The sequence below is a fragment of the Nonomuraea bangladeshensis genome (genome assembly GCF_039529455.1).
Taxonomy (GTDB): Bacteria; Actinomycetota; Actinomycetes; order Streptosporangiales; family Streptosporangiaceae; genus Nonomuraea; species Nonomuraea bangladeshensis.
On the sequence record NZ_BAAAMV010000010.1, the window covers coordinates 382,534 to 405,325 of the forward strand.

Here is a 22,792-nt window from a genome sequence, read left to right on the forward strand (position 1 = left end):
CCCGCAGGGGAGGTGAGGACGACTGGCCGGCACACCGGTGCAGGTGACGGGCACGGTGCTGACGACGCGCCGGGTCGACGCCTACCATGCGCTGACGGTGGTCGCGCCCGGCATCGCCGAGCGCTTCCGCCCCGGTCACTTCGTCTCCGTGGCCGTGGGCGGGACGCACACCTCGATGGTGACGCGCCGCGCGTTCTCCGTCCACGACGTCAAGTCCGACTACGGCGGCACGGTCGAACTGGTCTTCACCGTACGCGGCCGGGGCACGGCCTGGCTGGCCGAGCGGCGCGCCCGCGACACGCTCGACCTGGTCGGGCCGCTCGGCCGGCCCTTCCCGCTGCCCCGTGACCCGGCGCACTGCGTGCTGGTGGGCGCCGAGTACGGCTCGGCCGTGCTGTTCCCGCTGGCGGACGCGCTGCTGGCGCGCGGCTGCCGGGTCGACTTCGTGCTGGGCGGCGCGGGCGCCGAGCGGGTCTTCGGCGCCATGCGGGCCCGCCGCATCGCCGAGACGACGACGCTGACCACCGAGGACGGCTCGCTCGGGCTGCGCGGAAAGGTCACCGACGCGCTGCCCTCGGTGATCGCCGACACCCGGGCCGACGCGGTCTACGCCTGCGGGCCGATGGAGACGCTGCGGGCGGTGACCGCGGTGGGCATGGAGTTCGACATCCCGGTGCAGGTGGCCGTCGAGGAGCGGATGGCCTGCGGCATCGGGGTGTGCATGACGTGCGTTATCCCGGTCATCGGGGAGGACGGGGCGACCAGGATGGTCCGGGCGTGCGCGGAGGGGCCGGTGTTCCGGGGGGAGCGGGTGCGGTTCGAGGACGTGGGAACGATCCCGTTCGACGCGCTCGGCGCCCCCGGAGGCGGTGCACGACATGTCAGTTGATATGCGTACGTTCCTGGCGCACGTGGAGCTCGCCAACCCGATCACCACGGCCGCCGGGTGCGCCTCCTCCGGGCGGGAGCTCGCCCAGTTCTTCGACCTGCACCGGCTCGGCGCCCTCACCACCCGCTCCATCACCATGGCGCCGCGTGCCGGCCGCCCGACGCCCCGCATGGCCGAGACGCCCTCGGGCATGCTCAACGCGGTCGGGCTGCAGGGGCCGGGCATCGAGGCGTTCCTGGAGCGCGAGCTGCCCTGGCTGGCCCAGCGCGGCATCAAGACCATCGTCTCCATCGGCGGCGGCACCGTCGCCGAATACTCCGAGCTGGCCCGCAGGCTCGCCGACGCGCCCGGCGTCACCGCGCTCGAGGTCAACCTCTCCTGCCCCAACATCGAGGACCGCGGCCGGATCTTCGCCCGCGAGGGCAGCGCCGCCGCCGAGGTCATCGCCTCCGTACGCTCGATCATGCGCTACGACGTGCCGGTCGTGGCCAAGCTCGCCCCCGACGTGGCCGACATCGTGTCCGTGGCGCGGGCCTGCGTGGACGCCGGCGCCGACGCGCTGTCCATGATCAACAATCCGCTCGGCATGGCCATCGACACCGAGGCCCTGCGCCCGTCATTGGCCGCCGTCACCGGCGGGCTGTCGGGGCCGGCCATCCTGCCGCTCGCCGTACGCTGCGTGTGGCAGGTGCACGCCGCGCTGCCCGGGGTGCCGCTCATCGGCATCGGGGGCGTCATGAGCGGCAGGGACGCCTTCCAGCTCGTCCTGGCGGGCGCCTGCGTGGTCGGCGTGGGCACCGCGCTGTTCCACGACCCCTACGCCTGCCTGCGCATCGAGCGCGAGCTTGAGGACCTCCTGCGGGCCCGCGGGTTCCAGCGGCTCGCCGACGCCGTCGGGCTGGCCCACCGCCCGCCGGGGAGCGCACCCAGGCACCTGCTCGTCGACACCGGGGAGAGCGCGCCGTGACACGCCCCCGGCCCACGACGCACCTCAATAACGACGCACCTGAACCACGACGCACCCGAACCACGACCGAACGACCGAGGAGAGCACGACTTGACCCCCGCACCGATCGCTGTCGCACTCGACGCCCCTGACCTGGAGACCGCCGCGCGCTGGGCATCGCTGGTGACTCCGCACGTCAGCACGGTCAAGGTGGGCCTGGAGCTCTACCTGCGCTACGGCCCCGACGTGATCGCCTCCGTGCGCGGCGCCAGCGGCGTGCGGGTCTTCCTCGACCTGAAGCTGCACGACATCCCCAACACCGTCTCCGGCGCCGCCCGCGCGGTCGCCCGCCTGCGGCCGGCAATCCTGACCGTGCACGCGGGCGGCGGCCCGGCGATGATCCGCGCCGCGGTCGAGGCCGCGCCGCACACGGCGATCGCCGCGGTCACCGTGCTGACCTCGCTGGACGAGGCCGACCTGGAGCGCATCGGGCTCCGCGGCCCGGCCGACGACGCGGTGCGCCGCCTCGCCGCGCTGTCGGTGGAGGCGGGGGCCACCGCGCTGGTGTGCTCGCCGCACGAGGTGTCGGCCGTGCGGCGCGAGGTGGGAGACGGCATCACCCTCATCACGCCCGGCGTACGGCCGGCCGGCGCGGACGTGCAGGACCAGGCGCGGGTGGCGACGCCGGAGCAGGCTCTCGCCGACGGCGCGGACCTGCTCGTCATCGGCCGGCCCATCACCGGCTCCCCGGACCCGGGCGCGGCCGCCGCCGCGATCGCCGCCTCGCTGCGGCGCGCGTCCTGACGGGACACACCGGGGCACGGGCCGGTGCGGCCTGTCCGGCAAGATCATAGCGGGGTGCCATCCCAAGATCAAAGCAGGTTTCGGGCCTGGTGGGGACGGGGTTTCGGACATCGGCCCGGCGCGGGGACACGATCACCGATGCGTTTCGCGACAGCGGCGGGATCGGACGTCCGTACGCGGATGTGAGGGCGATTTGATCAGCACTGTGTGATTTTACTGTCACCCACAGTGATGAAGTGGATTTTGTGAGGAGAGAAACTGCTCTTGGCGTTGCTTAGGGGGCGATGACCAGCTAGTTTCCCTTCCCGTCCGAGTACATCGACAGAAATTCGAGGTGACCCGGCGTGGCTCTTCCTCCCCTGACCCCTGAGCAGCGCGCCGCAGCCCTGGAGAAGGCTGCCAAGGCCCGTAAAGAGCGTGCCGAGGTCAAGAACCGGCTCAAGCATGGCGCGGTTTCTCTGGCTGAGGTGCTCAAGGATGGGCAGACCGACGACGTCATCGGCAAGATGAAGGTGTCGGCTCTGTTGGAATCACTCCCCGGCGTGGGCAAGGTCCGCGCCAAGCAGCTCATGGAGCGGCTTGCCATCGCCGAGTCCCGTCGCGTACGGGGCCTCGGCGCGAACCAGAGGGCCTCCCTCGAGCGCGAGTTCGGTGGCAACGAGAGCTAATCTCGGTTCCACACGGAAACGCGGGTTCAACAGGGGGTAGGAAAGTGACCGACAGGTCCTGGTCCGGCGGTGCACGTGCCCACGAGGCGGTCGGGCCGGGGGCGGAGGTCGGATTCCTGCCCATGAACGAACGACGCCTGACGGTCCTGTCGGGGCCGTCGGGCGTCGGCAAGTCCACGGTCGTCGCCGAGCTCCGGCGGGCACACCCCGAGGTGTGGCTGTCGGTCTCGGTGACCACCAGGAGCCCGAGGCCCGGCGAGGTCAACGGGGTCCACTACTTCTTCGCCGACGGCGAGGAGTTCGACCGGCTGGTGGAGTCGGGCGAGCTGCTGGAGTGGGCGGAGTTCGCGGGCAACCGCTACGGCACGCCGCGCGAGCCGGTGCTGAAGAAGCTCGCCGACGGCGTCCCCACCCTGCTGGAGATCGACCTGGAGGGAGCCAGGCAGGTGCGCCGCACCATGCCGGAGGCCCTGCTGGTGTTCCTGGCCCCGCCCACCTGGGAGGAGCTGGAGAAGCGGCTGCGCGGGCGCGGCACCGAGCCGGAGGACGTCATCGCGCGCCGGCTGGCGGCCGGGCGCGTCGAGATGGCCGCCGAGCCGGAGTTCGACCTGACCTTGGTCAACACGAGTGTCCAGGACGTGTGCGACCGGCTGATAGCCTTGATGACTGACCCTCAGGGGGTCACGACTACCACCAAACGAGAGGTCTGACATCGTGGCAGGCACCGTTGCGGCCGCGGAGGGCATCACCAACCCGCCGATCGACGCGCTGCTCGACATCGTCGACAGCAAATACTCCCTGGTGATCATGGGCGCCAAGCGCGCTCGCCAGATCAACGCCTACTACTCGCAGCTCGGCGAGGGCCTGCTGGAATACGTCGGGCCGCTGGTCGAGACGCACGCCCAGGAGAAGCCGCTGTCCATCGCGCTGCGCGAGGTCTCCGAGGGGCTGCTGACCGCCGAGCCCATCGAGGGCGCGGCCTGACCCTTTCGATGAAGGTCGTCCTGGGCGTCAGCGGCGGCATCGCCGCTTACAAGGCGTGCGAGCTGCTGCGGCTGTTCACCGAGTCCGGTCACGAGGTGCGGGTCGTCCCGACCCGTGAGGCCCTGAATTTCGTGGGCGCGCCCACCTGGGCCGCCCTGTCGGGCAACCCCGTGTCGGCCGAGGTGTGGGACGACGTCCATCAGGTGCCCCACGTGCGGATCGGCAAGAGCGCCGATCTCGTCGTGGTGGCGCCGGCGACCGCCGACCTGCTCGCCAAGGCGGCGCACGGGCTGGCCGGCGACCTGCTCACCAACACGTTGCTCACCGCGACGTGCCCGGTCGTCTTCGCGCCCGCGATGCACACCGAGATGTGGCAGCACCCCGCCACCCGCGCCAACGTCGCCACGCTGCGCGAGCGCGGCGCGATCGTCCTCGATCCGGCCGTCGGGCGGCTCACCGGAGCCGACACCGGCCCCGGGCGGCTGCCCGACCCCGCCGAGATCTTCCAGGTCTGCCTGCGCGTGCTGCGCGGCAGGCCGCGCGACCTGGCCGGGCGCCGGGTCGTGGTGTCCGCGGGCGGCACCCGCGAGGCCATCGACCCCGTCAGGTTCCTCGGCAACCGCTCGACAGGGCTGCAGGGCTACGCCCTGGCCCGCACGGCGGCGGCGCGCGGCGCGGAGGTCGCGCTGGTGGCCGCCAACGTCGCGCTGCCCGACCCGGCCGGGGCCACGGTCGTCCGGGTGGAGTCGGCGGCCCAGCTGCGCGAGGCGGTGCTGGCCGCGTCGGAGGGGGCCGACGTCGTCGTCATGGCCGCCGCGGTGGCCGACTTCCGGCCCGCGGACCGGCACGACATCAAGATCAAGAAGACGGACGGCGAGCCGGAGCCCATCCGCCTCACCAAGAACCCCGACATCCTCGCCGAGCTGGGCGAGCTGCGCCGCGCGGCCCGCGAGGCCGCGGGCGGCCCCGTGGCGGCTGGGCCCGCGGTCATCGTCGGGTTCGCCGCCGAGACGCACGACGTGCTCGCCAACGGGCAGGCCAAGCTCGCCCGCAAGGGCTGCGACCTGCTGGTGGTCAACCAGGTGGGGGAGGGCCGGGCCTTCGGCACCCCCGACAACGCGGCCACCGTGCTGGTCGCCGGCGGAGAGCCGGTGGAGGTGCCGCTCGGGCCCAAGGAGGACGTGGCCGACGCCGTCTGGGACCTGGTGGCAGAGCGACTCCCGTGACCTGTGTCACAAAAGCGGCGAAAACGTACAAAGCGTGTTAGACCGATTACCCGATCACCTGTTGCGACATTCCACCCTGCCTGCGGATACTTGGGGCGGAGGGGGACGGAATGCCGCTGGGTTCTGCTGTCAGGGATCGGTGCCGGACGTTGCTCGGGGGGCAGGGGGACATCCATTACGTGTTCCCCGCGTCCGCGGTGGGGCCGGCGGGCACGGGACACTTCCTCGTCGTCGTCACGGAGGCGTCCATCGCGGTGCTCGCCACCCGTACGCTGAGGACCGACCGCCCGATCGGCGTGTACGCCGAGTTCCCGCGCATGACCCGCCTCGGCCCCGTCCTGCCGGGACCGGTTCTGGAGCTGGGCTCGATGATGTTCGCCTTCGACGAGGAGTACGCCGCGGTCGTGGCGGCGGCCGACGCGGAGGTGTTCGCCCCCGAGACACTGCCTCACGATCCGCTGCCGGACCTGTGACCCGCGCGACGCGAGCGTACGGATGGGGCATGGTTTCGCGACCCGGCACCCGGTAGGGCTAGACTTCGGCGAGGCCCCGGCGCGCGTCCCGATGTCCCGGGCCGTCGATACGTCAGCAGCCGCTGCATTGAGGAGCCACTGAGTTGTCACGTCGCCTGTTCACCTCCGAGTCGGTCACCGAGGGCCACCCGGACAAGATCGCCGACCAGATCAGTGACGCGATTCTCGACGCCATGCTCAAGGACGACCCCAAGAGCCGGGTCGCCGTCGAGACACTGATCACCACTGGCCAGGTCCACGTCGCAGGCGAGGTCACGACCGAGACCTACGTCGACATCCCCGGCGTCATCCGCGAGAAGATCCTCGAGATCGGCTACGACGCCTCCCACAAGGGTTTCGACGGCGCCTCGTGCGGCGTGTCGGTGTCCATCGGCGCCCAGTCGCCGGACATCGCGCAGGGCGTCGACGACGCCTACGAGCACCGCGTCGACGGTGACGGCGACGAGCTCGACCGCCAGGGCGCGGGCGACCAGGGTCTCATGTTCGGCTACGCCTGCCGCGAGACCCCCGAGCTGATGCCGCTGCCGATCACGCTGGCCCACCGGCTCTCCCAGCGGCTGTCGCAGGTCCGCAAGAACGGCACCGTCCCCTACCTGCGCCCCGACGGCAAGACCCAGGTCACCATCGAGTACGACGGCGACACGCCGGTCCGCCTCGACACCGTGGTCGTCTCCACGCAGCACGCTGCCGAGATCGACCTCAAGGAGATGCTGACGCCCGACATCAAGGAGCACGTGGTCGACCCGGTGCTCGCCGACCTCGAGATCGAGGTCGAGGGCTACCGGCTGCTGGTCAACCCGACCGGGCGCTTCGAGATCGGCGGCCCCATGGGCGACGCCGGCCTCACCGGCCGCAAGATCATCATCGACACCTACGGCGGCATGGCCCGCCACGGCGGCGGCGCGTTCTCCGGCAAGGACCCGTCCAAGGTCGACCGCTCGGCCGCCTACGCCATGCGCTGGGTCGCCAAGAACGTCGTCGCGGCCGGCCTCGCCGACCGCTGCGAGGTGCAGGTGGCCTACGCGATCGGCAAGGCGCAGCCCGTCGGTCTGTTCGTCGAGTGCTTCGGCACCGAGAAGCTGCCGGTGGAGCAGATCCAGGGCGCCGTGCTCCAGGTGTTCGACCTGCGCCCGGCGGCGATCATCCGCGACCTCGACCTGCTGCGGCCCATCTACTCCGAGACCGCCGCCTACGGGCACTTCGGGCGCGAGGGCTTCTCCTGGGAGTCCACCGACCGCGCCGAGGCGCTCCGCACGGCCGCCGGTCTCTGACCGATCTCCGGTGACGCCCGGAGGGCCGCCCTGAGGGGCGGCGCCTCCTGCAGACGTCGCCTGCGCGAGCCCGGATGGCACCACTCGGTGCGATCCGGGCATTCGCCTGCCCCTCGCCGGACGCCCCTCGTCGGAGGAGGTACGGGCGGGCGTGGCGGGTCTGGTAGACGTTATGCGTGACCGACTCCGACGACGCCCTCCTGCCGCTCGACGCCGTGCGGCCCGCGGCCTCGTCGAAGGACACCAAGGGCGCCGTCGTGCCCGCGCCCGAGCGGCCCGTGGCCCGGGTCGCCGTGGACAGCCCGCTGCCCCACCTCGACCGCCCCTTCGACTACCTGGTGCCCGCCGCCCTGCACGAGACGGCCGAGCCCGGGGTGCGGGTGCGGGTGCGGTTCGCCGGCAAGCTGGTCGACGGGTTCCTGCTGGAGCGGGTGGACGAGAGCGACCATGAGGGGCGGCTCATGCCGCTCGAACGCGTGGTGTCCCCCGAGCGGGTGCTGACCCCCGAGATCGCCGGGCTGGCCAGGGCGGTCGCCGACCGCTACGCGGGCACCTTCACCGACGTGCTCCGCCTCGCCATCCCGCCCCGCCACGCCAAGGCCGAGTCCGAGACCCCGAAGCCGGACCGTTCCACGCGGCCGGACGCTCCCGAGGGGACGGACGTCCAGGGCGAGGGCGCGGGAAGTGCCCAGGACGGCGAAGGCGGCGGGGCGGTGGGAGGTGTCCGGGGCGGGGAGAGTGCCTGGGACGCCTATCCGATGGGGCCGTCCTTCCTGGATGCGCTTCGCCACGGCAGAGCCCCCAGGGCCGTCTGGTCCGCGCTGCCCGGCGCTCTCGGCTGGGCCCGCCCGATGGCCGAGGCCGTACGGGCGACGCTGGACGGCGGCAGGGGAGCGGTCGTCGTGGTCCCCGACGGCAAGGACGTGGCGCTGGCCGACGCCGAGCTCGCCCGCGTGCTGGGGCCGGGCAGGCACGTGGCGCTCACCGCCGACCTCGGCCCCGCCGAACGGTACCGCCGCTGGCTGAAGGTGCTGCGCGGCCAGGTGCGGGCCGTGGTCGGCACCCGGGCAGCCATGTTCGCCCCGGTCGCGGAGCTGGGGCTGGTGGCGATCTGGGACGACGGCGACGACCTGCACGCCGAGCGGCTGGCCCCCTACCCGCACGCGCGGGAGGTGCTGGGCCTGCGCGCGCACCGCACCGGGGCGGCCATGCTGATCGGCGGCTACGCCCGTACCGCCGAGGCCACCCAGCTCATCGCCGGGCGCTGGGCCCGTCCCATCGTGGCGGCGAGGACCACGATCAGGAGCCTCGCGCCGCGCGTACGGCCCGCGGGCGAGGACGCCGAGCTGGCCAAGGACCAGGCCGCGCGGCAGGCCCGCCTGCCCAGCCTCGCCTGGCGGGCCCTGCGGCACGGGCTGGACGGCGGCGGCCCGGTGCTGGTCCAGGTGCCGCGGCGCGGCTACCTGCCCGCCCTGGCCTGCCGGCACTGCCGTACGCCCGCCCGGTGCGTGCTCCCGCCCACCCGCACCCTCCTCGTCCCGCCCGGGACGGACGCGTCCCCGGCCGTCGCCCCCTCCGGCCCGTCGTCGGGCTTCCCAGGGGGCGGGGGAGAGGCGCGTGGGCGCGCGGGTGGTGGACAGGACCTGGGCCGTCTCCCCGGCGGTCCGGCCCGCGTGCCGTCGGGCATCGCCGGTGGTGGGCAGGAGGCGCGTCACCTCCCGGGTGGTTCGTCCCGCCCGGCGTCGGGCCTGGCCGGTGGCCAGGAGGCTCGTCACTTCCCGGGTGCTTCGTCCCTCGCGCCGTCGGACCCGGCCGGCGGTGGACAGGAAGTGCTTCACCTCCCGGGCGGCCCACCGGCGGACCCGGTGCGAAGTGGGGAGAGCGAGCGCGGCTTCTCCGGCGATCCGGACCGTCAGGGCCCTCCGGGGTCCGATGATCGGGCCCGTCATGTTCGTCCGGGGTCCGGTGATTCGGGACGGGAGGTCGTCGGCGAGGGGGCCAGCGCCGCGCTGCCGCTGGAACTGGCGGGGACGCCGGCCGCGTCGTGTCACGGGCCCCTGGCCCTGCGGGGCGGGTACGCCGCGCCCTACTGCCGCTGGTGCGGCCGGGTGGACGCCGCGTGGCGCTGTCCGTCGTGCGGCAGCCCGCACCTGCGGGCCGTGGTCATCGGCGCCCGCCGTACGGCCGAGGAGCTGGGCCGGGCCTTCCCGTCGATCCCCGTGCGCACGTCCGGGCGGGACGGGGTGCTGGCGACCGTGCCCGCCTCCCGCGCGCTGGTCGTCGCCACGCCGGGGGCCGAGCCGGTGGCCGAGGGAGGGTACGCCGCCGCCGTCCTGCTCGACGGCTGGGCGCTGCTCGGCCGGGCCGACCTGCGGGCCGGCGAGGAGGCCGTACGCCGCTGGATGAACGCCGCCGCCCTGCTGCGCCCCGGCGCGGAGCTGGTGGTGCTGGCCGACGCCGCGCTGCCCGCCGTGCAGGCTCTGGTGCGCTGGGACCCGATCACGCACGCCGAGCGCGAGCTGGCCGACCGGGCCGAGCTGGGTTTCCCGCCGGCCGTCCGGATGGCCACGCTCACCGGCCCGGCGGCCGCCGTCCGGCAGATGATCGACGAGGCCCACCTGCCCGCCGAGGCGCAGGTGCTCGGCCCCGTGCCGGTCGACGACGAGGGCCAGGAGCGGGCCATGATCCGGGTACGCAGAACCGGTGGTGCGGCGCTGGCGGCAGCGCTCAAGGGGGCCAGCGGGGTGCGCGCGGCGCGTAAGACGCCGGATGTCGTGAGGGTGAGTGTCGACCCACTCGACCTGATTTAGACCGTTTCCCCGATTCGCTCATCCGGAGACCAGCCGTTAGCGTGCCCCTGTGTCGATCGAATGGGTGAACCAAGCCATCGACGACCTGCGCGCCTGGGGGCGCGCGCGGGAAGTCGAGGTGGACGCGGACGAGGTCCGCCTGCTCTGCGACTACGCCAGCGACTACCTCAACGTCAACGAACCAGGTGATTTCACTCCCGAGACCTTCGACGAGCTGCTCCTGTCCATCTATCCGCGCAAGGTCATCGCGCCTCCGGAGAGCGCCCCGGAGACCATCGCCGCAGCCCGCACCCTGGTCGCCTACCTCACCGAGACGGGCGCCGTTCCCGAGGAACGGGCGGCCCGCATGCGCGAGCGCATCGCCGACATCGAGCCCCGCCTGTCCGACGCGCTCGCCGACACCGCCAACTTCGGCATGGCCAAGAGCCTGTTCAGCTCCATCGGCCCCGAGTCGCTGGAGCAGTCGATCGCCATCCCCTCCGGCGAGGTGCCCGACCTCGGCGAGGCGCCCTGCGACTGCCCCGGCTGCACCCCGCTGCCCGCGGCCCGCCTCGCCCCGCCCGAGGAGCTGACCGCCGCCCTGGGCGAGGTCCCGATGCTGCGCGAGCGGCCACTGCCGGGGGCCGGCGAGCCGCTGCGCGAGTGGGCCGACGTCGTCACCGGCGTTCTCGAACGCGACCCGCGCGGCTCGGTCACCGGCTCCGCCGAGCTGGACGAGGGACTCTACGACCTGTTCGACATGCTCTACCGCCTCCAGGTGCGGGTGCCGGTCGGCGTGATCGGCGACTACCTCGACGACCTGTCCTGCGAAGGCGAGGTCGACCTGGACGCCGTGCTCGACCGGCTGTCCTGGTGCGGCCTGCTCCGGGTGGAGGACGGCGAGGCCGAGCTCACCCCGCTGGCCGTCTGGGGCCTGCGCGAGCACTACCTCGCGCTCGGCCTCGACGCCCCGCTCGCCCCCGACCTGGCCGAGGCCGACGCGTTCGGACTCATCCAGGGGCTGCTCGAAGGCGTGCCCGCCGAGCTCGCCGAGGGCGACATCGACCGCTGGCTGAGCGGCCGCACCCCCGGCGAGGCGGCCGGCGAGCTGCTGGCCGCCGCCTCCGGCGCGCCCGCCGTGGCCCGCGGCATCGCCGTCACCATCGTCGACCGGCTCGGCGCCGAGGCCGAGCCCCAGGTGCGCGACCACCTCGACGACGCCGAGCTGCGCCCCCACGTCATCCACTGGCTGGCCGCCCGCCGCCTGCCCGCGCCGCAGCTCACCCAGGACGAGCTGCTGTGGGTCAGCGTGGACATGCTCGCCCTCGCCATGCCGGCCGCCGAGGAGGACCCGGAGATCTTCGCCGAGAACATGGCGGCGTCCGGTCCGCCGGCGCATATGATCGAGGAGATGTGGCGGGTCGACCACCCTGACGTCGTCGAGGTCCTGGAGCTGCTGGGACGCTCGATCCCCGACGGCACGGTCGCCAAGGCCGCCCGCAAGGCGGCCTTCAAGGCCCGCTCCCGGACGATCCGTTGAGTACGCTCATGTGACTGCCGTGCAGTAAGTTTCGTGAGTGGCCAACAACGTCTTCGACCTCGCCGAGCTGCGCAAGCTGATCGATGAGCAGGCTGCCGTGCCCCCACGGCAGGCCGAGGCGGCTCCCGCCGAGGAGCACGAAGCGCTGACCTTCCCGCCGGTCCTGCTGGCGTCCGACGCCGAGCTGGCCCGGGCCGTCCCCGCGGTGCCGCTCGTGGCCGACGCCATCAGGCTCACCGCGTGGACGGGCGAGCGCGCCGTCGGCCCCGACGGGCACCTCGGCGAGTCCGACGCGGCGGCCGCCGCCGCCCGGTTCGGCCTGAGCGCCGCCCGGCTGCGCCTGGTCTGGATCGTCGCCGTCAACACCGGCCTGCTGCGCATCACGGCCGGACGCGCCGCGCGGGGGCCGCTGTCGATGCAGCTCACGGTCGAGGCCACGCTGGAGTTCTGGGACGGCGTGGTCATGGACGTCCTCGACCGCGCCGACGAGGGCCTGACCGGCTCGGCCGTGGTGGACGGCCACCTGGCCGAGATGCTCGCCACCATCTACTCCGTACGCTCCGGCGTCGCCACCGCCAACCTCGCCCGCGGCATCCTCCAGTCCCACGAGGTCGCCTGCGCCCCCGGGGCGGCCGAGATGCGCAGGCTGGCCGCCGCGCTGCCGGCCGAGCTGCTGGAGGCGCTGTCGCTGCTCACGTACTGCGGACTGGTCGAGCAGACCCCCGCGGGGCGCACCGCGCTCACCCCGCTCGGGGTGTGGGCCGTCCGCCGTGACCTGCTGCGTGAGGGGCACGACGCGCCGACCGCGGAGGAGGTGGAGGTCTTCGCCGACCTGTCGGCGGCCGAGCTGGTCGAGGCGCTGGTCAAGGGCACGGCCACGCAGAGCGCCGTCGCCGGGTGGCTGGAGCGCCGCTCGCCCGAGTCGGCCGCGCGCGACCTCGTCGCGATCGCCGCCTCCGGCACCGCCGGGCAGCGCGGCGCGGTGGGCGCGATCCTGGAGGAGCTGGGTCCCGAGGCCGAGGCCCCCGTGCGCGAGGCGCTCGACGAGCCCCTCCTGCGCCGCTACGCCGCCTCCTGGCTGCACATCCGCGACCTGCCGGCCCCGGCGCTCGGCCCCGAGGACCACACCTGGCTCGCGGTCGACTCCCTGGCGGCCCTGCTGCACCTGTCCGGGCCCGCCGCGGCGCGGCTCGACCCGCCGGAAGACCTCGTCAAGCTCGTCGCCGAGATGCCCGCCGTCGGCCACCCCGACACCATCGCCGTGCTCGACCTGCTGGCCGGCCGCCACGACGACGAGTCGGTGGCCAAGGCCGCCCGCAAAGCCGCGATGAAGGCCCGCTCGCTCCAGCACACTAAACTGGGCTGATCCCTCGCGACGAAACGGAGTGACCCCTTTGGCGATCCAGTCGATCCGGCTGTTCGGAGACCCGGTGCTGCGCACCCCGGCGGCCCCGGTCGTCGATTTCGACAAGGAGCTCCGCAAGCTGGTCAAAGACCTCACCGACACGATGATGGACGCGCCGGGCGCGGGCCTCGCGGCACCGCAGATCGGCGTCGGTCTGCGGGTGTTCACCTACTACGTCGACGACCAGCTCGGCCACCTGATCAACCCCGACCTCGACCTGTCGTCCGAGCTGGACGAGGAGGGCGAGGAGGGCTGCCTGTCCTTCCCCGGGCTGTCGTTCCCGACGCCGCGGGCCGTGCGCGCCGTGGCCAAGGGCTTCAACATGCACGGCGAGCCGGTCACGCTGGAGGGCACCGACCTCATGGCACGATGCTTCCAGCACGAGACCGACCACCTCGACGGCATCCTGTTCATCGACCGCATGGATCCCAAGCAGCGCAAGCTCGCCATGAAGGCGGTCCGCGAGGCCGAGTGGAGCGGGCTCGCCGCGCCCGTCGTCAAGTTCTCGCCGCACGCGACCGGCGGAAAGGCACTCTGACAAGCATGCGTCTGGTCTTCGCGGGCACGCCCGAGACGGCTCTGCCGTCGCTGCGCACCCTGATCGACTCGCCCCGGCATGAGGTGGTGGCCGTCGTCACCCGGCCCGACGCCCAGTCCGGGCGCGGGCGCAAGGTCCACCCCTCGCCGGTGGCCGAGCTCGCCGAGGAGGCGGGCATCGAGGTGCTGCGCCCGCAGAAGGCCGGCGATCCCGCGTTCCTCGACCGGCTGCGGGAGATCGGGCCCGACTGCTGCCCCGTGGTGGCCTACGGCGCGCTGCTGCCCCAGTCCGCGCTCGACGTCCCCCGGCACGGCTGGATCAACCTGCACTTCTCGATCCTGCCCGCGTGGCGCGGCGCCGCGCCCGTCCAGCACGCGGTCCTGCACGGTGACGAGATCACCGGCGCGACCACGTTCCAGATCGTCAAGGAGCTCGACGCCGGGCCCGTCTACGGGGTCGTCACCGAGGAGGTCCGCCGCGACGACACCAGCGGGGCGCTGCTGGAGCGGCTTGCGGTGTCCGGGGCGGGGCTGCTGGCCGCCACGCTCGACGGGGTCGAGGACGGCACGCTGGAGGCCCGGCCGCAGCCGGCCGACGGCGTCACCATCGCCCCCAAGCTCAACGTCGCCGACGCGCGGGTCGCCTGGGACAAGCCGGCCATGCACGTCGATCGCCTCATCCGGGCCTGCACGCCCGGCCCCGGCGCGTGGACCGAGTTCCGCGGCACGCGGATCAAGCTCGGGCCGGTGCGGCCGGTCCCCGGGGAGCGGCTGGCTCCCGGCGAGGTCGCCGCGGGCAAGTCCCGCGTGCTCGTCGGCACCGCCACGGACGCGGTCGAGCTGGGCGAGGTGCAGCCCCAGGGCAAGCGGGTCATGGGGGCCGTGGAGTGGGCTCGGGGAGTCCGCCCGGAGGGCAAAGAGATCTTCGCGTGAGCGGTCAGCACAACGACGGGGGCCGCGACCGGCCCCGCGGCGGCGCGAAGAACCGCGCCGGCGGCCAGTCCCGCGACGCCCAGGCCCGGGGTGGGCAGGCGCGTGGCGGGCAGGCCCAGGGCGGGCAGACTCGCGACGGCCAGGCCCGTGGTGGGCAGGGGCGGGCGCAGGGCGGGCGTGGGGGGCGGCGGGTGCCTCGGGATGAGGCCAGGATCGCCGCGTTCGACGTCATCAGGGCCGTGGACGAGCGTGACTCCTACGCCAATCTGCTCCTGCCGCGCATCCTGCGCGAGCGCGGCATCAGGGGCCGTGACGCCGCCCTCGCCACCGAGCTGGCCTACGGGACGCTGCGCGGGCTCGGCACGTACGACGCGATCATCGAGATGTGCAGCGACCGCGCGCCCGATCCCGACGTGCGCGACGCCCTGCGGCTCGGCGCCCACCAGCTCCTGCGCATGCGGGTCCCGCCGCACGCCGCCGTCGGCACCACGGTCGACCTCGTACGCCTGCGCGTCGGCCCCGGCCCCGCCAAGTTCGCCAACGCCGTGCTGCGCAAGATCGCGTCCAGGACGATCGAGGAGTGGGTGCCCATCGTCGCGCCCGACGCCGGCACCGACCCGGTCGGCCACCTCGCCGTCGCCCACGCGCACCCGCGCTGGATCGTCTCGGCCTTCCGCGACGCGCTCGGCGGCGACGCCGAGCTGACCGACCTGCTCGCCGCCGACAACGTCCGTCCCCTGGTGACCCTGGTCGCCCGGCCGGGGCGCAGCTCGGTCAAGGAGCTGGAGGAGGCCGGGGCCACGCCGGGCCGCTACTCGCCGTACGCGGCCTATCTGGGTGAGGGCGACCCCGGGCAGATCGAGGCCGTGGCGGGCACCCGTGCGGCCGTCCAGGACGAGGCCAGCCAGCTCGTGGCGCTCGCCCTCACCCGCGTCCCGCTCGACGACGGCGACGCGCCGGCGGGCGGTCCGGGCGGCGGCGGGGAGCGGTGGCTCGACATGTGCGCCGGGCCCGGAGGCAAGGCCGGGCTGCTCGACGCCATCGCCACCCACGGCGACACGGCCGCCGACGGCCCGGCCGGGTTCCCCGGCGGGGCGCGGCTGCTGGCGGCCGACGTCCAGTTCCATCGCGCGCGGCTGGTATGGCAGACCACCCGGCACGCGGACGTGATCACCGCCGACGGCACCGAGCCCGCCTGGCGTCCCGGGGTGTTCGACCGGGTCATGCTGGACGCGCCCTGCACCGGGCTCGGCGCGCTGCGGCGGCGGCCGGAGGCCCGGTGGCGCCGCGACCCGTCGGCCATCGCCGAGCTGGGCCGGCTGCAGCGCCGGCTGCTCGGCACCGCCCTCGACGCGGTCCGGCCCGGCGGGGTCGTCGCGTACGTCACCTGCTCGCCGCACCTGGCCGAGACCAGGGTCGTGGTGGGCGACGTGCTCGCCCGCCGCGACGACGCCGAGCAGCTCGACGCGCGCGCCTACCTGCCCGAGGTCGACGGCCTCGGCGACGGCCCGCACGCGCAGTTCTGGCCGCACCGCCACGGCACCGACGCGATGTTCCTGGCGCTCGTCCGCAAGCGCCGCACGTGACGCGGCGGGGGCACGTCTCCCGCCGTTCACTAGACTGGGCGAAATCATGGCCGTACAGATCTCGCCCAGCATCCTCGCCGCCGACTTCGCCAGGCTCGCCGACGAGGCCGCCGCCGTGCCCAACGCCGACTGGCTGCACGTCGACGTCATGGACTACCACTTCGTGCCCAACCTGACCCTCGGGCTGCCCGTCGTCGAGGCGCTGCGCAAGGCGACCGCCACGCCGCTCGACTGCCACCTGATGATCGCCGACCCCGACCGCTGGGCGCCGCAGTACGCCGAGGCGGGCGCGGGCAGCGTCACCATCCACGCCGAGGCCGCCAAGGCGCCCGTCCGCACGCTGCGCGAGATCCGCGCGCAGGGGGCGCGGGCGGGGCTCGCGCTCAACCCGGCCACGGCGGTCGAGCCGTACGAAGACCTGCTGCCCGAGCTCGACATGCTGCTGCTGATGACCGTGGAGCCGGGTTTCGGCGGGCAGAAGTTCCTCGACATGGTGCTGCCGAAGGTCCGCCGGGCGCGTGAGCTGGTGCGGCGGCACGGCGGCCGGATCTGGGTGCAGGTCGACGGCGGCGTGGACGCCGAGACGATCGGGCGGTGCGCCGAGGCGGGGGCGGACGTGTTCGTGGCGGGCAGCGCCGTCTACGGCGCCTCCGACCCGGGCGCGGCCATCGACGAGCTGCGCGCGGCCGCCACCCGCGCCCAGGGCTGACCATCCCGCGCCCAGGGCTGACCATCCCGCGCCCAGGGCTGACCATCCCGCGTCCACGGCTGAGCACCCGCGCCCGGGGTTGAGCCGCCGGCGTGGAGGTTTCCATGCCGGGCCGGGATTGACACCCGACGGGGCCACAATCGACACATAGATGTCACCCAACCTGGGTAATTATCCACTTATGAGTGACCATGGCATCTTCGGCCCCGGCTCGGTCACCTGGCGGGTGATGGGCGAACCCATCCTGCTCGTCGGCGGCTTCCGCGCCCTGCTCATGCAGGGCCTGCACCCGCGGGCGATGCGCGGCGTGCTGCAGAACTCCGCGCTCATGGACCCGGCCGAGTCCTGGGCGCGCTTCCAGCGCACCACGGAGTTCGTCCGGGTCCGCACGTACGGCACCACGGAGGAGGTCGAGCGGGCGGGCCGCCGGGTACGCAAGATCCACGCCAGCCTCACCGCCCACGACCCCGACACCGGAGAGACCTACCGTCTCGACGACCCCGACGCCCTGCGCTGGGTGCACGTCGGCGAGGTCGACTCCTACCTGTCGGTTGCCCGGCGGGCCGGCGTACGGCTGAGCGACGCCGAGGCCGACACGTTCGTGGCCGAGTGGCGGCGGGCCGCCGAGGTGGTCGGGCTCAAGGCCGAGGACGTGCCGGGCTCGGTCGCCGAGCTGGAGGACTACATCCGGGCCGAACGGCCGGGGCTGCGTTTCGTCCCGGAGGCGGCCCATCCGCTGCGCCTGTCGCTCAACGCGCCGCTGCCGCTCCTGCTGACCCCGCTCAAGCCCGCCCTGCCGGCGCTCACGCTGCTGGCCTTCGCCACGCTGCCGCGCTGGGCCCGGCGGCTGTACGGCCTGCCCGCCACCCCCGTCGGCGACCTGTGGGCGACGGCGACCCTGCGTACCCTGCACACCGGGCTCGGGCTGGTGCCCCCGCAGGTCAGGTACGCGCCGGTGGCCCGCCGGGCGCGCCGGATGACGGCCGCCTGAATCCCCGCGCAGGGGGCGGTCGCGCTCGGCGTTTCGGACATGGCACACTGATGGGAGAACAGAGCTAGCGTGCTCCGGGGTCGGTGAAACTCCGAACCGGCGGTTACAGTCCGCGACCCGGCCGATGCCATCGGCCGGTTGACCCGGTGAAATTCCGGGACCGACGGTTAAAGTCCGGATGGGAGGCAGCGCGCGAGGTGTCCGGCATACCGCCGGATGCCTGCTGTGGTGCATGTCGTGCACCATCGAGTCCCCCGGGGCCCGCCGTGGCTTGAAGCTACTGGCGAGTAGGAGACCCCGGGTGGAGCTACCCGAGCAGGACGCCGCCCCCATGGCGCGCGCCGTCGCGCTGGCCGCGCGCGGTCACGGCACCACCAGCCCCAACCCGGTCGTCGGCTGCGTCGTGCTGGACGCGGACGGCGCGGTCGCCGGGGAGGGCTTCCACGCGTACGCGGGCGGGCCGCACGCCGAGATCGGCGCGCTCGCCCAGGCGGGGGAGCGGGCCCGGGGCGGCACGGCGTACGTGACGCTGGAGCCCTGCGACCACACCGGGCGGACGGGGCCGTGCAGCCGGGCGCTGCTCGACGCCGGGATCGCGCGGGTCGTGGTCGCGGTGGCCGACCCCAACCCCAAGGCGGCGGGCGGCGCGGCGCGGTTGCGGGCCGCCGGGGTCGAGGTGACCACGGGCGTGCTGGCGGCCGAGGCCGAACGGGTCAACGAGGAGTGGCTCACCTACGCGCGGCTCGGCCGCTCCCACGTGACCTGGAAGTTCGCCGCCACGCTCGACGGCCGCTCGGCCGCCGAGGACGGCACCAGCCAGTGGATCACCTCGCCGGAGTCACGGGCCGACGTGCACCGGATGCGGGCCGCCGCCGACGCGATCGTCGCGGGCGTCGGCACCGTGCTCGCCGACGACCCCCGCCTCACCGCCCGACCGGACGGCCCGTCCGCGCGGCGCAGTGACCCCCGGCTCACCCCCCGACCGGAGGGCCCGTCCGCCCGGCGCAGGCCGCCGCTGCGGGTCGTGGTCGACACCGAGGCCCGTACGCCCCCCGAAGCTCGCGTGCTCGACGACCAGGCCCCCACCCTCCTCGCCGTGGCCGACGACGCCGACACTGGCCGGCTCAAGGCCGACATCCTGCGCCTGCCCCGCCACGGGAGCGGCCTCGACCTGCGCGCCCTGCTGACCGAGCTGGCCGCCCGCGAGGTCGTCGGCGTCTTCCTCGAAGGCGGGCCCGCGCTCGCGGGATCGTTCCTGCGCGAGGGGCTGACCGACCGGGTGGTCGCGTACGTGGCCCCGGCGCTGCTCGGCTCCGGCCGCGCCGCGCTCGGCCCGGCCGGGGTGGGCACGATCGACGCCATCCATCGCCTGACCTTTGACGAGATTTCCCCAATAGGGCCAGATGTTCGGCTGATCGCCCGGCCCGTCGCGCAACCCAGCAGGGAGCAGTGATCGATGTTCACCGGAATCATTGAGGAAAAGGGCGAGGTCGTCGCCATCGAACACGCCGGCGGCGGCGCCCGGCTGTCCGTACGCGGCCCGCTGGTCACCTCCGACGCCCGCCACGGCGACTCCATCGCCGTCAACGGCGTGTGCCTGACGGTGGTCGAGGCCGCGGACGGCGTCTTCACCGTGGACGTGATGCGGGAGTCCCTCGACCGCACCTCCCTCGGCGCGCTGTCCGCCGGGTCCGCGGTCAACCTGGAGCGGGCCGTACGCGCCGACCAGCGCCTCGGCGGCCACATCGTACAGGGCCACGTGGACGGCACCGCCGTGCTGCTGTCCCGCGCCCCCGGCGAGAACTGGGACGACCTGCGTTTCTCCCTCCCGGAGCCGCTGAGCCGGTACGTCGCCGAGAAGGGCTCCATCGCGATCGACGGAATCAGCCTGACGGTCACCACGGTTGACGACGACGGCTTCGGCGTGAGCCTCATCCCGACCACGCTGCGGCTCACCACCATGGGCGAACGCCAGGTGGGCGACCTGGTGAACATCGAGGTCGACGTGATCGCGAAGTATGTGGAAAGGCTGGTGGTCAGGCAGTGAACTGGGCGGACGCCGGATTCACGGTATTCGGCACACACGTGCTCTGGACGGACCTGATCGGCAACATCGCCGCGCTGTCCACGGTGCTGCTGGCCATGCGCAAGTCGATGTGGACCTGGCCGGTGCAGTTCGCCGGCTCGGTGCTGTTGTTCATCGCCTCGATCAACGCGCACATCACCGGCAACGCGCTGAAGCAGGCGATGTTCGGGATCCTGGCGCTGTACGGCTGGTGGGCGTGGCGGCGCGGCACCCAGGGCGGCAAGCAGCTCCCGATCAGGCCGGCCGCCCTGTGGGAGCGGCTGGTGCTGGTCGGCGCGCTGCTGGCGGGGACCGCGCTGGTCGGGCTGCTGTTCTGGGTGACGAAGCTGTCGTGGGGCGCGCAGGTGCCGCTGCCGAAGGGCGCGTTCCTGGTGGCCGCCGACGCCTACATCTTCGTCGGCAGCGCGATCGCCACCTGGGCGCAGGGGCGGGCGCTGGTCGACTTCTGGATCGTGTGGGTGGCCGTCGACCTCGTCGGGGTGCCGCTCGCCTTCAGCTCGGGGCTGGTCGTCTCCGGATGGGTGTACGGGGTGTTCTTCGTGCTGGTCGTCGTCGGGTTCGTCAAGTGGCTGCGCGAGTACCGCGCGGGCACGGGCGCCGCGCCGCAGGTGGCGGTGGCCCAGTGAGGGAGGAGAAGAAGATCGAGCTCGACCCGATCGAACGCGCCATCGAGGACATCCGCAACGGCAAGCCGGTCGTGGTCGTGGACGACGAGAACCGCGAGAACGAGGGCGACCTCATCTTCGCCGCGGCCAAGGCGACGCCCGAGCTGTGCACGTTCACGATCCGGCACACCAGCGGCATGATCTGCGTGGCCATGGAGGGCAGGGAGCTCGACCGGCTCGGGCTGCCGCTCATGGTGTTCCACAACAAGGAGCGCATGCGCACGGCGTACACGATCACCGTGGACGCCCGCGACGGCGTCACCACCGGCATCTCCGCGGCCGACCGGGCGCGGACCATCCGCACGCTCGCCGACTCCGCGACCGAGCCCAACGAGCTGGTCCGCCCCGGGCACGTCTTCCCGCTGCGCTACCACGAGGGCGGCGTGCTGGCCAGGCGCGGCCACACCGAGGCCGCCGTGGACCTGGCCAGGCTCGCCGGCCTGTCCGGGGCCGGGGCGCTGGCCGAGGTCGTCAACGACGACGGCAGCATGGCCCGCCTGCCCGAGCTGCGGCGCTTCGCCGATCAGCACGGCCTCGCGCTGGTCTCCATCGAGCAGCTCGTGGACCACCGGCGGCGGGTCGAGAGCATGGTCACCCGGGTCGCCGAGACGCGCCTGCCGAACGTGTACGGCATGTGGCGCGGCTACGGCTACGCCAGCGCCCTCGACGGCGGCGAGCACATGGCGCTGGTCTACGGCGAGCTGGGCGACGGCGAGAACGTCCTGGTCCGCGCCCACTCCGAGTGCCTGACCGGCGACGTGTTCGGCTCGCTGCGCTGCGACTGCGGCGTGCAGCTCGACAGCGCGATGTCGGCCATCGCCCAGGAGGGCCGCGGCGTCGTCGTCTACCTGCGCGGGCACGAGGGCAGGGGGATCGGGCTGCTGGCCAAGCTCAAGGCGTACAGCCTGCAGGACAACGGCTCCGACACCGTGGACGCCAACCTGGAGCTCGGGCTGCCGGTGGACGCGCGGGAGTTCTCCAACGCGGGGCAGATCCTCGCCGACCTCGGCGTGAAGTCGGTGCGGCTGCTCACCAACAACCCGTCCAAGCTCAAGGGCATGGACGGCTACGGCATCAAGGTCCTCGGCCGCGAGCCCATGCCCGTGGCCATGAACCCCTACAACGAGCGGTACCTGAAGGCCAAGCGCGATCGCCTCGGCCACGACATCTCGGAGGCATCATGAGCGGGGAAGGACGCCCCCAGGCCGCGGCGCCGGACGCGGCGGGGCTGACGGTGGGGGTGGTGGCCGCCACCTGGCACGCCAAGATCACCGACCAGCTCGTGGCGCGGGCCGTGGCGGCGTGCGACGACAGCGGCGCGCGGGCCACCGTGGTGCGGGTGCCGGGATCACTGGAGATCCCGGTGGTCGCCCAGGCGCTGGCCCGCCGCTGCGACGCCGTGGTGGCGCTCGGCGCGGTCATCCGCGGCGAGACCGCCCACTTCGACTACGTCTGCGACTCGGTGACCGCCGGTCTGACCCGGGTCTCGCTGGACGAGCGCACGCCGGTCGGCAACGGCGTGCTCACCTGCGAGACCCTGGACCAGGCGCTCGACCGGTCGGGGCTGCCGGGCAGCAAGGAGGACAAGGGGTACGAGTCGGCGGTCGCCGCCCTGGAGACCGCGCTCCTCCTGCGCGATCTTTCCTGAGCCGCGCGCCCGCAGGGGGAGCGGCCCGTCCCGACATGGGGCCGAACCGGCGACTCCTCCTGCGGGACCTGCCCTGAGCTGCGGTAGGTTCTCCTCGTGTCCGAGCCCGCCGTCCCGCCGCCGTCCCTGCCCGTCACCTGGCGCCCGCGCGTCCCGCGCATGGTCGCCTACGGCTTCGCCGCGCTGGTCGTGGCGGGCGCGGTGATCATGGCGATCTTCATCTCCGAGCCGTTCAAGCTGCCCGACCGCATCGCGATCGTCGCGTTCGGCGTGGCGGTGGCGTACGTGCTGCACCTGCTGGGCCGGGTGCGGGTGGACGCCGACGAGCAGGGCGTGACCCTCGTCAACGCCGTACGCACCCACCGCTACTCCTGGCCGGAGGTCCTGGAGGTGTCGATGACGCCGGGCGAGCCGTGGCCGCGCGTCGACTTCTCCGACGGCAGCACGATCGGCGCGATGGGCATCCAGGGCTCGGAGAAGGAGCGCGCCGCGCAGGCCGTCGCCGAGCTGACGGCGCTCATCCACGAGCGCGGAGAGGCGCCGGAGCGGCCCTGACCTCAAGTCGGGCCGGCGTCTTATCGC

At 73.6% G+C, this 22,792-nt stretch carries 23 protein-coding genes and 1 riboswitch; all 23 genes read left to right on the plus strand.

Features of this window, described 5'->3' with window-relative positions:
* Positions 1-22: 22 nt before the first annotated feature.
* Complete coding sequence (locus ABD292_RS34420) at positions 23-889, plus strand: dihydroorotate dehydrogenase electron transfer subunit (RefSeq protein ID WP_344215057.1); 867 nt, start codon at positions 23-25, stop codon at positions 887-889.
* On the plus strand, positions 879-1,856 hold the full coding sequence (locus ABD292_RS34425; RefSeq protein ID WP_344214789.1) for a dihydroorotate dehydrogenase: 978 nt from the start codon (positions 879-881) through the stop codon (positions 1,854-1,856). The genes ABD292_RS34420 and ABD292_RS34425 overlap by 11 nt, the downstream gene beginning before the upstream one ends.
* Positions 1,857-1,946: 90 nt before the next feature.
* Entirely contained in the window at positions 1,947-2,639 is a 693-nt protein-coding gene (pyrF, locus tag ABD292_RS34430) for an orotidine-5'-phosphate decarboxylase (protein WP_344214790.1), read from the plus strand.
* Positions 2,640-2,983: 344 nt separating this feature from the next.
* Positions 2,984-3,307, plus strand: a complete 324-nt coding sequence (mihF, locus tag ABD292_RS34435) for an integration host factor, actinobacterial type (protein WP_020541698.1) — start codon at positions 2,984-2,986, stop codon at positions 3,305-3,307.
* Between the two features lie 122 nt (positions 3,308-3,429).
* A complete protein-coding gene (gmk, locus tag ABD292_RS34440) occupies positions 3,430-4,017 on the plus strand; it encodes a guanylate kinase (RefSeq protein ID WP_344214793.1) in 588 nt (195 codons plus the stop codon).
* A gap of 4 nt (positions 4,018-4,021) precedes the next feature.
* The gene (gene rpoZ, locus ABD292_RS34445) at positions 4,022-4,291 is read left to right on the plus strand and encodes a DNA-directed RNA polymerase subunit omega (RefSeq protein ID WP_020541700.1); all 270 of its coding nucleotides are present in this window, start codon (positions 4,022-4,024) and stop codon (positions 4,289-4,291) included.
* 8 nt (positions 4,292-4,299) lie between these two features.
* Positions 4,300-5,517, plus strand: coding sequence for a bifunctional phosphopantothenoylcysteine decarboxylase/phosphopantothenate--cysteine ligase CoaBC (gene coaBC, locus ABD292_RS34450; RefSeq protein ID WP_344214796.1), 1,218 nt, complete (start codon positions 4,300-4,302; stop codon positions 5,515-5,517).
* A 179-nt stretch (positions 5,518-5,696) separates the two neighbouring features.
* A complete protein-coding gene (locus tag ABD292_RS34455; RefSeq protein ID WP_344214798.1) occupies positions 5,697-5,990 on the plus strand; it encodes a hypothetical protein in 294 nt (97 codons plus the stop codon).
* Between the two features lie 143 nt (positions 5,991-6,133).
* The gene (gene metK, locus ABD292_RS34460; RefSeq protein ID WP_091076153.1) at positions 6,134-7,321 is read left to right on the plus strand and encodes a methionine adenosyltransferase; all 1,188 of its coding nucleotides are present in this window, start codon (positions 6,134-6,136) and stop codon (positions 7,319-7,321) included.
* Positions 7,322-7,497: 176 nt separating this feature from the next.
* Positions 7,498-10,131, plus strand: a complete 2,634-nt coding sequence (locus tag ABD292_RS34465) for a primosomal protein N' (RefSeq protein WP_425565223.1) — start codon at positions 7,498-7,500, stop codon at positions 10,129-10,131.
* Between the two features lie 49 nt (positions 10,132-10,180).
* Complete coding sequence (locus ABD292_RS34470) at positions 10,181-11,650, plus strand: hypothetical protein (RefSeq protein WP_344214801.1); 1,470 nt, start codon at positions 10,181-10,183, stop codon at positions 11,648-11,650.
* A 37-nt stretch (positions 11,651-11,687) separates the two neighbouring features.
* Positions 11,688-13,016, plus strand: coding sequence for a hypothetical protein (locus tag ABD292_RS34475; RefSeq protein WP_344214803.1), 1,329 nt, complete (start codon positions 11,688-11,690; stop codon positions 13,014-13,016).
* A gap of 28 nt (positions 13,017-13,044) precedes the next feature.
* The gene (def, locus tag ABD292_RS34480; protein ID WP_344214805.1) at positions 13,045-13,593 is read left to right on the plus strand and encodes a peptide deformylase; all 549 of its coding nucleotides are present in this window, start codon (positions 13,045-13,047) and stop codon (positions 13,591-13,593) included.
* 5 nt (positions 13,594-13,598) lie between these two features.
* Positions 13,599-14,525, plus strand: coding sequence for a methionyl-tRNA formyltransferase (fmt, locus tag ABD292_RS34485; protein ID WP_344214807.1), 927 nt, complete (start codon positions 13,599-13,601; stop codon positions 14,523-14,525).
* A gap of 191 nt (positions 14,526-14,716) precedes the next feature.
* A complete protein-coding gene (locus ABD292_RS34490) occupies positions 14,717-16,111 on the plus strand; it encodes an RsmB/NOP family class I SAM-dependent RNA methyltransferase (protein ID WP_344215062.1) in 1,395 nt (464 codons plus the stop codon).
* 46 nt (positions 16,112-16,157) lie between these two features.
* Complete coding sequence (gene rpe / locus ABD292_RS34495; RefSeq protein ID WP_344214809.1) at positions 16,158-16,820, plus strand: ribulose-phosphate 3-epimerase; 663 nt, start codon at positions 16,158-16,160, stop codon at positions 16,818-16,820.
* Between the two features lie 181 nt (positions 16,821-17,001).
* Positions 17,002-17,811, plus strand: coding sequence for an oxygenase MpaB family protein (locus ABD292_RS34500; RefSeq protein ID WP_344214811.1), 810 nt, complete (start codon positions 17,002-17,004; stop codon positions 17,809-17,811).
* Between the two features lie 65 nt (positions 17,812-17,876).
* Positions 17,877-18,007, plus strand: a riboswitch (FMN riboswitch).
* Between the two features lie 105 nt (positions 18,008-18,112).
* On the plus strand, positions 18,113-19,264 hold the full coding sequence (gene ribD / locus ABD292_RS34505; RefSeq protein ID WP_344214813.1) for a bifunctional diaminohydroxyphosphoribosylaminopyrimidine deaminase/5-amino-6-(5-phosphoribosylamino)uracil reductase RibD: 1,152 nt from the start codon (positions 18,113-18,115) through the stop codon (positions 19,262-19,264).
* Positions 19,265-19,267: 3 nt separating this feature from the next.
* Positions 19,268-19,858, plus strand: coding sequence for a riboflavin synthase (locus ABD292_RS34510; protein WP_344214815.1), 591 nt, complete (start codon positions 19,268-19,270; stop codon positions 19,856-19,858).
* On the plus strand, positions 19,855-20,523 hold the full coding sequence (locus ABD292_RS34515) for a nicotinamide mononucleotide transporter family protein (protein WP_344214817.1): 669 nt from the start codon (positions 19,855-19,857) through the stop codon (positions 20,521-20,523). Before ABD292_RS34510 ends, ABD292_RS34515 begins: the two co-directional genes overlap by 4 nt.
* Entirely contained in the window at positions 20,520-21,746 is a 1,227-nt protein-coding gene (locus ABD292_RS34520) for a bifunctional 3,4-dihydroxy-2-butanone-4-phosphate synthase/GTP cyclohydrolase II (protein ID WP_344214819.1), read from the plus strand. The genes ABD292_RS34515 and ABD292_RS34520 overlap by 4 nt, the downstream gene beginning before the upstream one ends.
* Positions 21,743-22,210, plus strand: a complete 468-nt coding sequence (ribH, locus tag ABD292_RS34525; protein WP_344214821.1) for a 6,7-dimethyl-8-ribityllumazine synthase — start codon at positions 21,743-21,745, stop codon at positions 22,208-22,210. The genes ABD292_RS34520 and ribH overlap by 4 nt, the downstream gene beginning before the upstream one ends.
* Before the next feature lie 96 nt (positions 22,211-22,306).
* Positions 22,307-22,765 carry a PH domain-containing protein gene (locus ABD292_RS34530; protein ID WP_344214823.1) on the plus strand — a complete coding sequence of 153 codons (459 nt, stop codon included), beginning with the start codon at positions 22,307-22,309 and terminating at the stop codon, positions 22,763-22,765.
* Positions 22,766-22,792: the final 27 nt, after the last annotated feature.